This is a genomic window from Citrobacter sp. RHB25-C09 (assembly GCF_013836145.1).
GTDB lineage: Bacteria > Pseudomonadota > Gammaproteobacteria > Enterobacterales > Enterobacteriaceae > Citrobacter_A.
In genome coordinates, this window is record NZ_CP057483.1 from 3,393,445 (window position 1) to 3,404,942 (window position 11,498).

Annotated in this window: 10 protein-coding genes, 4 tRNA genes and 1 pseudogene; 5 read left to right on the forward strand and 10 right to left on the reverse strand. The window is 53.9% G+C overall.

The features are described 5' to 3' along the window. Positions 1–63: 63 nt before the first annotated feature. Positions 64–1,464: a DUF1996 domain-containing protein gene (locus HVY19_RS16050; RefSeq protein WP_181684306.1), complete on the reverse strand. Its 1,401-nt coding sequence runs from the start codon at positions 1,462–1,464 to the stop codon at positions 64–66. Between the two features lie 211 nt (positions 1,465–1,675). Here HVY19_RS16050 and HVY19_RS16055 point away from each other — a divergent pair, with 211 nt between their 5' ends. The 5 genes and pseudogenes from HVY19_RS16055 (at position 1,676) to emrB (ending at position 6,714) form a co-directional block, all read left to right on the forward strand. Further along, a complete protein-coding gene (locus tag HVY19_RS16055; protein ID WP_181681489.1) occupies positions 1,676–2,860 on the forward strand; it encodes an MFS transporter in 1,185 nt (394 codons plus the stop codon). 135 nt (positions 2,861–2,995) lie between these two features. Continuing rightward, a pseudogene (locus HVY19_RS16060) lies at positions 2,996–3,164 on the forward strand (branched-chain amino acid ABC transporter permease); the annotation flags it as partial. 168 nt (positions 3,165–3,332) lie between these two features. Continuing rightward, a complete protein-coding gene (mprA, locus tag HVY19_RS16065) occupies positions 3,333–3,863 on the forward strand; it encodes a transcriptional repressor MprA (protein ID WP_181681490.1) in 531 nt (176 codons plus the stop codon). Positions 3,864–3,986: 123 nt separating this feature from the next. Further along, a complete protein-coding gene (emrA, locus tag HVY19_RS16070) occupies positions 3,987–5,159 on the forward strand; it encodes a multidrug efflux MFS transporter periplasmic adaptor subunit EmrA (protein ID WP_181681491.1) in 1,173 nt (390 codons plus the stop codon). 16 nt (positions 5,160–5,175) lie between these two features. Beyond that, positions 5,176–6,714 carry a multidrug efflux MFS transporter permease subunit EmrB gene (emrB, locus tag HVY19_RS16075; RefSeq protein ID WP_181681492.1) on the forward strand — a complete coding sequence of 513 codons (1,539 nt, stop codon included), beginning with the start codon at positions 5,176–5,178 and terminating at the stop codon, positions 6,712–6,714. Between the two features lie 96 nt (positions 6,715–6,810). On the opposite strand, the gene luxS is transcribed toward emrB, so the two are convergent. The 9 genes from luxS to csrA all read right to left on the reverse strand — a co-directional run bounded on the left by luxS (position 6,811) and on the right by csrA (position 11,449). Beyond that, complete coding sequence (gene luxS / locus HVY19_RS16080; RefSeq protein ID WP_181681493.1) at positions 6,811–7,326, reverse strand: S-ribosylhomocysteine lyase; 516 nt, start codon at positions 7,324–7,326, stop codon at positions 6,811–6,813. Positions 7,327–7,475: 149 nt separating this feature from the next. Further along, positions 7,476–9,032, reverse strand: coding sequence for a glutamate--cysteine ligase (gene gshA / locus HVY19_RS16085; protein ID WP_181681494.1), 1,557 nt, complete (start codon positions 9,030–9,032; stop codon positions 7,476–7,478). A 77-nt stretch (positions 9,033–9,109) separates the two neighbouring features. Beyond that, on the reverse strand, positions 9,110–9,538 hold the full coding sequence (locus HVY19_RS16090; RefSeq protein ID WP_181681495.1) for a YqaA family protein: 429 nt from the start codon (positions 9,536–9,538) through the stop codon (positions 9,110–9,112). After that, positions 9,535–10,101, reverse strand: coding sequence for a fructose-1-phosphate/6-phosphogluconate phosphatase (yqaB, locus tag HVY19_RS16095; protein WP_181681496.1), 567 nt, complete (start codon positions 10,099–10,101; stop codon positions 9,535–9,537). The genes HVY19_RS16090 and yqaB overlap by 4 nt, the downstream gene beginning before the upstream one ends. Before the next feature lie 249 nt (positions 10,102–10,350). Continuing rightward, positions 10,351–10,427, reverse strand: a tRNA-Arg gene (locus tag HVY19_RS16100). A gap of 192 nt (positions 10,428–10,619) precedes the next feature. Next, positions 10,620–10,696 (reverse strand) — tRNA-Arg (locus HVY19_RS16105). Between the two features lie 61 nt (positions 10,697–10,757). Then, positions 10,758–10,834: transfer RNA gene (locus tag HVY19_RS16110), tRNA-Arg, on the reverse strand. A 3-nt stretch (positions 10,835–10,837) separates the two neighbouring features. After that, positions 10,838–10,930 (reverse strand) — tRNA-Ser (locus tag HVY19_RS16115). Between the two features lie 333 nt (positions 10,931–11,263). Next, positions 11,264–11,449 (reverse strand): carbon storage regulator CsrA, encoded by a 186-nt coding sequence (gene csrA / locus HVY19_RS16120; protein ID WP_000906486.1) that lies wholly within the window; start codon positions 11,447–11,449, stop codon positions 11,264–11,266. Between the last annotated feature and the right edge of the window lie 49 nt (positions 11,450–11,498).

The window sequence follows — 11,498 nt, forward strand, 5'->3', positions numbered from 1 at the left end:
TGAACGCCACCGGCCTACGGTTATGTAGGCCGGATAAGCGTTAGCGCCATCCGGCACAGAGAATTAAATTTCCGGTGTCTTTTTATACCCCGTCAGCATCAGCACAAGACTTTCCCGCGTATCCGCATTGTTGAACTGATAATGATTGCCCTGCCGATCGCCGCCGATATACCACGATATCTCCGTTTTCCCTTCCGCCAGCGCTTTACGCACGGCTTTGTCCACATCCACCATTCGGTACTCTTTTGCGTTATTAAGGTACAACGCCGCGTCTGAACGATAGTTACAGGCCGGGCGATTCCGCCAGGTGACGTTCTGCGGATCCCAGTGACTGCTGGCTGGGTAGAAGAAGATTTGATCCGCGCCATTGCTCTCCACCTTGCCACCATAAATCCGGATGCGGTATTTGAACAGGGACGGATCCTGACCGGCCGGTAACGCCGGAATAGCGAACTTCACCAGCGTCATGGTTTCCGGATTGCGGATGCGCCCGCCATTTTGCCAGTTATCCTGGATAAGCAATTTTTCCGGTGCAGTAATAACGGTATCAGGCTGTTCGCTGCTGACCCAGGTCGCCACTGCCTTTTCATAGCGATAAGGTACATTCAGCCCGCAGTCGAGGCCATTGTTCATGCACAGGTCGGTCATAAAGCGCGCGGCATCTTCCGTCCAGCCGTTCATAAAGTCCGCATGGGCGGTGTAAATGCTTCCCCAATGCTCCTCACGCTCATCGCCGTTCATGGTCGGATCAAGCGACAGCTGCACCTTCGCGGTATCCATCGTCGCCACGCCCGGAATGACATACGCCACGTTCATATTGACCGTCGGGATTTTCACCGGATAGCCAGATGGACACTGTCCGTTGCTGTCATACGCTGCGTTAGGCATACCGTGCCCCGGCTTCAGATGAATACCATCCCAGCAGTTCGGAAACTGTATCCCAATGTTGAACTGTATTGCGTCCCCCGCTTTACGCAGACCGCACACTTCTCCGGCTTTATTGCTATAGCCTTTGCCGTTGGCACATAAAAACGTGATGTGGGAGTTTGGCGCGCTGCCGTGGTGATCGCCCGCCAACAGAGAGAGTCCCGGCGGAAAAGGATGCAGCGGGTGTTCGGCGGTGTTCTTCGCCTGGTAATACGTTTTCTGATACGCAGGGGCAACCACGGTACCATCAGGTAGCCTCAGTGACGGCGCCCAATACGCTGAGCTATCGGCTTTGTTATCGCAGGTGGTCGCTTCGTGTGTGCGCAGCGTCTGGTACGTCGACACCGCGTCGGTACGGGTATTACCGAAAAAGTCGTGCCACATAGCCTGGTTTGGCATGCCAAACATCATGATGGCATCATCGCCAAGCGTATGGCTGTAACCGCAAACAACGTGCGCTTGCGGCGCAGCGTAAGCCGGCGCAATAGCGGCAGCCAGTAGCACAGAAAGCCCTGTCAGGGCGGTGGTAAGTTTCATCATATTCTCCTGAGATGAAAAGGCTCATTGGTAACAGAGACACTCACCACAGCCGATCTTTATCGCGACTGATATTATTCTGCTCGTCTATTTACAGCGTGCAGACTGCGAAAACCGCACAATCCGGCACGCAACACTTTCCCAATAATCATTCACTTCCGCTATGATTGATTTCCAATAAAATCATTATCTGACTGACGATCGCGAACAAATGACAAAAACACCCCAGGGGCTTAGCCCGGCACTGATTGTTCTCATGTCTGTGGCAACCGGCCTGGCGGTTGCCAGCAACTATTACGCCCAGCCGCTTCTTGATACCATCGCGCGTAACTTCTCTCTTTCTGCCAGTTCCGCCGGATTTATCGTCACCGCAGCACAGTTAGGTTACGCTGCCGGGTTGCTGTTTCTGGTACCGCTTGGCGATATGTTCGAACGCCGGACGCTTATTGTCTCCATGACGTTGCTCGCCGCGGGCGGGATGCTCATTACCGCCAGCAGTCAGTCGCTCACGATGATGATCCTCGGCACTGCGCTGACCGGATTATTTTCCGTCGTTGCGCAGATTCTGGTGCCGCTGGCGGCCACCCTTGCCACCCCGGATAAACGCGGCAAAGTGGTGGGTACGATTATGAGCGGGCTGCTGCTGGGGATTTTACTCGCCCGTACCGTAGCCGGCCTGCTGTCTAACCTTGGAGGCTGGCGCACGGTGTTTTGGGTTGCCGCTGTGCTGATGGTGCTGATGGCGTTCGCGTTATGGCGAGGTCTGCCAAAAATTAAGTCAGAGACGCATCTGAACTACCCGCAGTTACTGGGCTCCATCTTCAGCCTGTTTGTCCACGATAAATTTCTGCGGACCCGCGCATTGCTGGGCTGCCTGACGTTTGCCAACTTCAGTATCCTCTGGACATCAATGGCCTTTTTGCTGGCCGCGCCGCCGTTCAATTATTCAGAAGGGGTGATTGGCCTGTTTGGGCTGGCGGGTGCGGCGGGTGCGCTTGGCGCACGTCCGGCTGGCGGGCTTGCGGATAAAGGCCACTCTCATCTCACCACCACCTACAGCTTACTTTTACTGCTGCTCTCCTGGCTGGCCATCTGGCTGGGGCACGGGTCGGTGCTGGCGCTCATCATTGGCATCCTGGTACTGGACCTCACGGTTCAGGGCGTACACATCACCAACCAGACGGTGATTTATCGCCTGCATCCTGATGCCCGTAATCGTCTGACGGCAGGCTATATGACCAGCTATTTTATTGGCGGCGCTGCCGGTTCGTTAGTTTCCGCCACTGCGTGGCAACATGCGGGATGGGCGGGTGTCTGCCTGGCAGGAGCAACAGTGGCAATGGTAAATCTTCTGGTCTGGTGGCGAGGTTTTCATCGGCAGGAAGCCGCAATTTAAGCGGATTGCAGCGGTTTACTCTGGTTTAGGCTCCTGAGCGTATTCTTAGGGTGTTAAGGAGCCCCTCAGTCTGTTAAGGTTATAGGAATTATACATTCTTGTTATTTTAACATTGGTGATAACGCGCAGAATTATATGGATAGCCCTGCTTCACTGTCCTGCTCCGGTCCGGAAACGTACATGGAAGGATGTAACGACAGTTTACCGATCGTCATGAGTTATTTTCTTGTAGCTTTTGCATTTGGTCTTAACGCCACCCGCCTCGGGTTTGAGCGTGTTTTTCTTCTGCATTTTTATGTACGCGCGCCTGTTTCTCTATCAATCCAATGCTTTTAGTGCCCGGGACGACGGATCGACCTGGAAAGCGTTAGCTATTTTATAAACTGTGAGAATTATTTTAGTTTAATAATACATTTACTTTATTTGTCACTGTCGTTACTATATCGGCTGAAATTAATGAGGTCATGCCCAAATGGATAGTTCGTTTACGCCCATTGAACAAATGCTAAAATTTCGCGCCAGCCGCCACGAAGACTTTCCGTATCAGGAAATTCTGCTTACTCGTCTCTGCATGCATATGCAGGGGAAGCTGCTGGAAAACCGCAATAAAATGCTGAAAGCTCAAGGGATTAACGAGACGTTGTTTATGGCGTTGATTACGCTGGAGTCTCAGGAAAACCACAGCATTCAGCCGTCTGAACTGAGTTGTGCTCTGGGGTCATCCCGTACTAACGCGACGCGTATCGCTGATGAGCTGGAAAAGCGCGGCTGGATTGAGCGCCGGGAAAGCGACAACGATCGTCGTTGCCTGCATCTGCAGTTGACCGAAAAAGGCCAAACTTTTCTGCGCGAGGTTTTGCCGCCGCAGCATCACTGCCTGCATCAGCTGTGGTCCTCTCTCAGCGCCGCAGAAAAAGATCAACTTGAGCACATCACCCGTAAGCTCCTGACTCGTCTCGATCAAATGGAACAGGACGGTGCCATTCTTGAGGCGCTGAGCTAACGCGTCGACTCGCTCTAACTTCCAGATTAAGAAAAGAAAACTGACTGGCCAGCATCTCACCGTGCTGGCCTTTCTGATAAACAGCTCGGCTCAGCCGACAGTAATATGATCGTGGAGAAAATCATGAGCGCAAATGCGGAGACTCATACCCCGCAGCAACCGGTTAAGAAGAAAAGCAAACGCAAAAGTACGCTGCTCATTCTGACCTTGCTCTTTGTTATTGTTGCCGTGGCATACGGTATTTATTGGTTTATGGTTCTGCGTCATATTGAAGACACCGATGACGCATACGTGGCAGGGAACCAGGTTCAAATCATGGCGCAGGTATCCGGCAGCGTGACGAAAGTCTGGGCGGATAACACTGACTATGTTAAAGAAGGCGACGTGCTGGTCACGCTCGACCAGACGGATGCTAAACAGACATTCGAAAAAGCCAAAACCGCGCTGGCTTCCAGCGTGCGTCAGACGCATCAGTTGATGATCAACAGCAAGCAGTTGCAGGCGAACATCGACGTACAAAAAACCGCCCTCGCCCAGGCGCAGAGCGATTTTAACCGCCGCGTACCGCTCGGCAACGCGAACCTGATTGGCCGCGAAGAGTTGCAGCATGCGCGTGATGCTGTTGCCAGCGCTCAGGCCCAGCTTGATGTGGCGATCCAGCAGTACAACGCGAACCAGGCAATGATCCTGAACAGCAAGCTGGAAGATCAACCCGCCGTACAGCAGGCCGCGACCGAAGTGCGTAACGCCTGGCTGGCGCTGGAACGTACGCGCATCGTCAGTCCGATGACCGGCTACGTCTCCCGCCGCGCCGTTCAGCCTGGCGCTCAAATCAGCCCGACGACACCGCTGATGGCCGTTGTTCCGGCCACCAACTTGTGGGTTGATGCCAACTTCAAAGAAACGCAGCTGGCGCATATGCGTATCGGCCAACCGGCGACAGTGGTCAGCGATATTTACGGTGATGACGTTAAGTACACCGGAAAAGTGATCGGTCTGGACATGGGAACCGGCAGCGCCTTCTCTCTGCTTCCCGCTCAAAACGCGACAGGTAACTGGATCAAAGTGGTTCAGCGACTGCCGGTGCGTATTGAACTGGACGCGAAGCAACTGGCGGAGCATCCGCTGCGTATCGGCCTCTCGACGCTCGTCACCGTCGATACCAGCAACCGTGACGGTCAGGTGCTGGCCAGCCAGGTTCGCTCTACGCCAGTTTCTGAGAGTAATGCCCGCGAGATTAACCTTGCCCCGGTCAATAAGCTGATCGAAGAGATTGTGCAGGCCAACGCTGGCTAATTCTGAGGTGCGTGTGATGCAACAGCAAAAACCGCTGGAGGGCGCGCAGCTCGTCATTATGACGATTGCGCTGTCGCTGGCGACATTCATGCAGGTGCTGGACTCCACCATTGCTAACGTGGCGATCCCTACCATCGCCGGGAACCTTGGCTCATCGCTGAGCCAGGGAACGTGGGTGATCACCTCTTTCGGGGTGGCTAACGCCATCTCGATTCCCATTACCGGCTGGCTGGCGAAGCGCGTCGGGGAAGTCAAACTGTTCATGTGGTCAACGGTGGCGTTTGCCATCGCCTCATGGGCATGCGGCGTCTCCAGCAGCCTGAACATGCTGATCTTTTTCCGCGTAGTTCAGGGTATCGTCGCCGGGCCGCTGATCCCGCTTTCCCAGAGCTTACTGCTGAACAACTATCCGCCCGCCAAACGCTCTATCGCACTGGCGCTGTGGTCAATGACGGTGATTGTCGCGCCGATTTGCGGCCCGATCCTTGGCGGCTATATCAGCGATAATTACCACTGGGGTTGGATCTTTTTCATCAACGTGCCGATCGGTATTGCGGTGGTCCTGATGACCCTGCAAACCCTGCGTGGTCGCGAAACCCGCACCGAGCAACGGCGTATTGACGCCATCGGCCTGGCGCTGTTGGTGATCGGGATCGGCAGTTTGCAGATCATGCTCGACCGGGGTAAAGAGCTGGACTGGTTCGCCTCGCAGGAGATCATCATTCTGACGGTGGTGGCCGTGGTTGCCATTAGCTTCCTGATCGTCTGGGAGCTGACTGACGACAACCCGATAGTCGATCTCTCGCTCTTTAAATCGCGAAATTTCACCATCGGATGCTTATGTATCAGCCTCGCCTACATGCTCTACTTCGGCGCGATCGTTCTGCTGCCGCAGCTATTGCAGGAGGTATATGGTTATACCGCGACATGGGCGGGGCTGGCCTCCGCACCGGTGGGGATTATTCCAGTGATCCTGTCGCCGATTATCGGCCGCTTTGCCCATAAGCTCGATATGCGCAGGCTGGTGACATTCAGCTTTATCATGTATGCGGTCTGCTTCTATTGGCGTGCGTATACGTTCGAGCCGGGAATGGACTTTGGCGCATCGGCCTGGCCGCAGTTTATCCAGGGCTTCGCCGTGGCTTGCTTCTTTATGCCGCTAACGACCATTACGCTTTCCGGGCTACCGCCTGAGCGTCTGGCCGCGGCGTCGAGTTTGTCGAACTTTACGCGAACGCTGGCGGGTTCCATCGGCACATCGATTACCACCACCATGTGGACCAACCGGGAATCGATGCACCATGCGCAGCTCACCGAGTCGGTGAATCCGTATAACCCGAACTCGCAGGCAATGTACGATCAGCTTCAGGGCCTGGGAATGACGCAGCAGCAGGCATCAGGCTGGATCGCCCAGCAGATCACCAACCAGGGACTGATTATTTCTGCCAACGAAATATTCTGGATATCGGCTGGCATCTTCCTGATATTGCTTGGCCTGGTCTGGTTCGCCAAACCGCCCTTCGGTGCGGGCGGCGGCGGCGGAGGCGCGCACTAAGAAAAAAGCCAGTTCCTGAGAACTGGCTTTTTTGTACCAGGTGCTGCGGCGAGTAGGCCGGATAAGACGCGCTAGCGGTGCCATCCGGCATGACAGCTAGATATGCAGTTCTTTCAATTTTTCTTTCGGCAGCGCCAGCTCTTCATTGCTGTTGACGCGAACGTCGCGCTCGAGGATATGGCGAGCAATGTCCTGCGCTTCGCTCAGGGAATGCATCTCATAAGTCCCACACTGGTATACGTTCAGTTCCGGGATCTGATTCTGATCCTGCACCTTGAGAACGTCAGCCATTGCCGCTTTCCAGGCATCCGCCACACGCTGCTCGTCAGGTGTGCCAATCAGGCTCATATAGAAACCGGTACGGCAGCCCATCGGGGAGATATCGATAATTTCGACACCATTGCCGTTGAGGTGATCACGCATAAAGCCTGCAAACAGATGCTCCAGCGTGTGAATGCCTTTCTCCGGCATCACTTCTTTGTTGGGAATGCAGAAACGCAGATCAAACACGGTAATGGCGTCGCCGTGCGGGGTGTTCATCGTTTTCGCTACGCGGACTGCAGGGGCTTCCATCCGGGTATGATCGACAGTGAAGCTATCTAACAACGGCATTTAACCACCTCCGATAATATTTTTTAAAATAAACTGAACTCTTTGTTCCGGGGCGAGTCTGAATATATGAAAGACGCGCATTTGTTATCATCATCCCTGTTTTCAGAGATGAAATTTTGGCCACTCCTGAGTGGCCTTTTTCTTTTCTGTCAGGCCTGCTTTTCCAGCCAGCTTTCAAACGGCTCGCTATCCGCCGCTTCAACCTCACGCTGACGACGTTTTGACGCTTCACGCTCAGCAATAAGATCGGCTTCCTGCAAAATTTCCAGCGGCTCTTCACGCAGCAGATTACGATACGCTTCGCCCAGCGCCTTGCCGGTACCACCAATGCCTGTATCAATCATAGACCGCAGAATGCGCGCTGAGAACGTCAACTCCGGATTATCAAAGCAGGCGACTAATTCATCGCATACCTTCTGATATGCCTCACCGCCGTGGATGCTGTCCAGCGTTTGCGCGACACGCCTGAGATCGCGGAACAGATCTTTACCCACTTTCGGCAGCGGGAACTGGGCGGTTTCACAACCAATACCTAACGTCAGACCCGGTTTACGTCCTTCCAGAATCACCCGATTCCAGTTAGTGCGGGTACACAGCAGTTCGCTGCTGCTCATCTCCGGCGCATCCGCCAGGACACACCAGACCATGAACAGGTCAAGGAAACGCACCTGCTGCTCGTCCACGCCGATGGGCGAGAACGGGTTGATATCCAGCGAGCGGACTTCAATATATTCAATACCGCCGCGCAGCAGCGCATCTGAAGGCGATTCACCGCTACGCGTCACGCGCTTCGGCCGAATCGGCGCGTACAGTTCATTTTCAATCTGCAACACATTGCTGTTGATTTGCAGGCGTTTGCCGTCTTTTTCCAGACCCACCGCCGCATACTCTTCTGAAGGCGTTTTAATCGCCCGCTTCAATCCTGCCACATATTCGTACAGATCGTTAAACGTAATTCCGAGATTGCTTTGCGACTTATTGGTATAACCCAGATCACTCAGGCGCAGCGAAGTCGCATACGGCAGGTAGTACATCCCGCAGTCGGTTTTCTCAAACGGTAAGGTGGTCGGTTTACCTTGCAGGAAAGAGGAGCAAATCGCCGGAGAAGCGCCAAACAGATACGGAATGACCCAGCCAAAGCGATAATAGTTGCGGATCAGGCGGAAATAGCCGGCGGAGATTTTCTCTTTTGCCTCTTCACCTTCCACAACGCCACACTTCGCCTCCCAGAATGCCATCGGCAGCGAGAAATTATAATGAACGCCGGAGATGGTTTGCATCAACGCGCCATAACGGTTCTTCAGCCCTTCACGGTACAGCGTTTTCATACGACCAATATTGGATGTGCCGTATTGCGCCAGTTCGATATCCTGACCTTCAGCGATGTAGCACGGCATACTCAGTGGCCACATACGCTCATCGCCCAGATTTCTTGCGGTATAGCGATGCAGATCGCGCATGAACGTCAGCATGTGCTGAATATCGCCATCTACGGGCGTGATAAATTCCAGCAGCGCTTCCGCGAAGTCCGTGGTGATCCATTTGTGCGTTAACGCTGAGCCTAACGCGTCGGGATGCCCCGTTGTCGCCAGGGTGCCATCCGCATTTACGCGCAGTGTTTCTCGCTCCAGCCCGCGCATAATCCCCTGTAGGGCCTGCGGATGCTTTTCCAGCCAGGCCAGAGCCTGTGATACGTCCGGGATCAAATTGACCTCCCGCCTGTCAAATTCGTTTTAATTAGCATAATTGTAGTGGTCACCCTAAAGGCTATTCCCAGGCACAATTAGTGCCACCAGGTAATGCCATGAACGGTAGCTGCCGCGACGACAATATAGCGCAGCGCTTTGCCAAGGCATAAAAAAAAGAGCACCGGTCCCCACGAGAGGCGCATCCATCCCGCTAACAGGCACAGTAAATCACCCACCACCGGCATCCAGCTTAATAATAGTGCGACTGCGCCATAGCGTTTAAGCCAGCCAGTCGCTTTCTCTTGCCAGCGCGATGTCTTGCGCTGAGGAAAGAAACGCCCAAGGATAACGTTTGTTAACCCTCCAAGGCTATTACCCATTGTTGCTGTTAAGACTAAGACCCAGGGATGACTGACCCCGGAGAGTAACATAGCAACCAGTACAATTTCAGAGTTGCCGGGCAATAGCGTAGCGCTGAGAAAACTGCTCGCGAACAGAGACAGGAGCGACAGCTCGTCACTCACAGCAGTCGTACATCCACGGCGTCCATTCCCGCGGCGCGCGCGGCCTGAATACCAAAATCCGCATCTTCAAATACCACGCACTGTGCTGGTGGCACGCCCATGCGCTCTGCACAGAGCAGGAAGGTGTCTGGCGCGGGTTTATGGCGCTGTACGTGATCGGCGGCGACAACCGCGTCAAAATAGCGACGCAGCCCAAGATGGTTCAACAGCGCCTCTGCGATTGCGCTTTCACTGCCCGTTCCGACGGACATGGGGCGACGCCCGTGCCACGCTTTGACGACCTCGACGAGCGGCAATGGCTCGACGCTATCAAGAAGCATACTTTTTACCGCTGCCGTTTTTTCCAGAGCTAACGCGTGGGGATCGAGATCGGCTTGGTTTAATTCAATAATGGACTGTGCAATACGCCAGGTGGGAGAACCATTAAGCGCAATCATCGCTTGCAGGTCAAAACGCAAACCGTAGCGCCCCAGAACCTCGTCCCACGCTTTACGGTGTGTGGGTTCCGTGTCCAGGATAGTGCCATCCATATCGAAAATCAGACCAGCATAACGTTCGTACATCGCGCTCTCGCAAACCGAAAAAATCAGAGGTTATTTTATCGTAATTGATTGATTCTGTCGCTGATGGCGATTAGGAGGATTGATCAGGGAAAAGGACTTTGTGGGTACCGGGAGAATATGGTGCATCCGGGAGGATGACTCACTGACGTTCGCCCTTCGGGCCGTTGCTGAAGCAACGTTATCCTCCCTGGCGCTCGCGATGAACTCGCAGACCGTGAAATAACACCTTCGCTGTTATCTCGGAGAAGATGGTGCATCCGGGAGGATTCGAACCTCCGACCGCTCGGTTCGTAGCCGAGTACTCTATCCAGCTGAGCTACGGATGCATCAGGTTTACTGCTTTACTTCTGAAGTGATACCACGGTTAACGTTATATCAACTAAGAGATGGTGCATCCGGGAGGATGACTCACTGACGTTCGCCCTTCGGGCCGTTGCGGAAGCAACGTTATCCCCCCTGGTGCTTGCGATGAACTCGCAGACCGTGAAATAACACCTTCGCTGTTATCTCGGAGAAGATGGTGCATCCGGGAGGATTCGAACCTCCGACCGCTCGGTTCGTAGCCGAGTACTCTATCCAGCTGAGCTACGGATGCATCGGGTTTACTACTTTACATCTCGATATTCACATTGCTACTAACGCAACATGAATAAATATGGTGCATCCGGGAGGATTCGAACCTCCGACCGCTCGGTTCGTAGCCGAGTACTCTATCCAGCTGAGCTACGGATGCAAATGGCGGTGAGGCGGGGATTCGAACCCCGGATGCAGCTTTTGACCGCATACTCCCTTAGCAGGGGAGCGCCTTCAGCCTCTCGGCCACCTCACCACACGCCTCTTACGAGTGCTTCGGAGAACTTGTTTCTGCTCTTCGTCGCTGCGTGGCGCACATATTACTTTCTGAGACTTATAAGTCAAACAATTTTTCCTGAGCTTTTACCGTTTGCACACTTCACGTTCAATTAGTCTGCAAAAACGGCAAAAAGAGTGTTTTATCAACAGATAAATTACCCGTACAGGCAGCCAGAGGGGAGTTCAGAAGAAACGGGAAACGGCGTCACAACGCGCAAAAGCTACGATAACAGTGAGGGAAAACGACAACAGGAAGAAAAAGGGAGGGATTGAGGTTGCGCCTCACCCGTAGAGGTGAGACGCGGAAACCTTAGTAACTGGACTGCTGGGATTTTTCAGCCTGGATACGCTGGTAGATCTCTTCACGATGGACAGATACTTCTTTCGGGGCGTTTACGCCGATGCGCACCTGGTTGCCCTTAACCCCTAAAACTGTCACGGTGACCTCATCCCCAATCATGAGGGTTTCACCAACTCGACGAGTCAGAATCAGCATTCTTTGCTCCTTGAAAGATTAAAAGAGTCGGGTCTCTTGTATCCCGGCA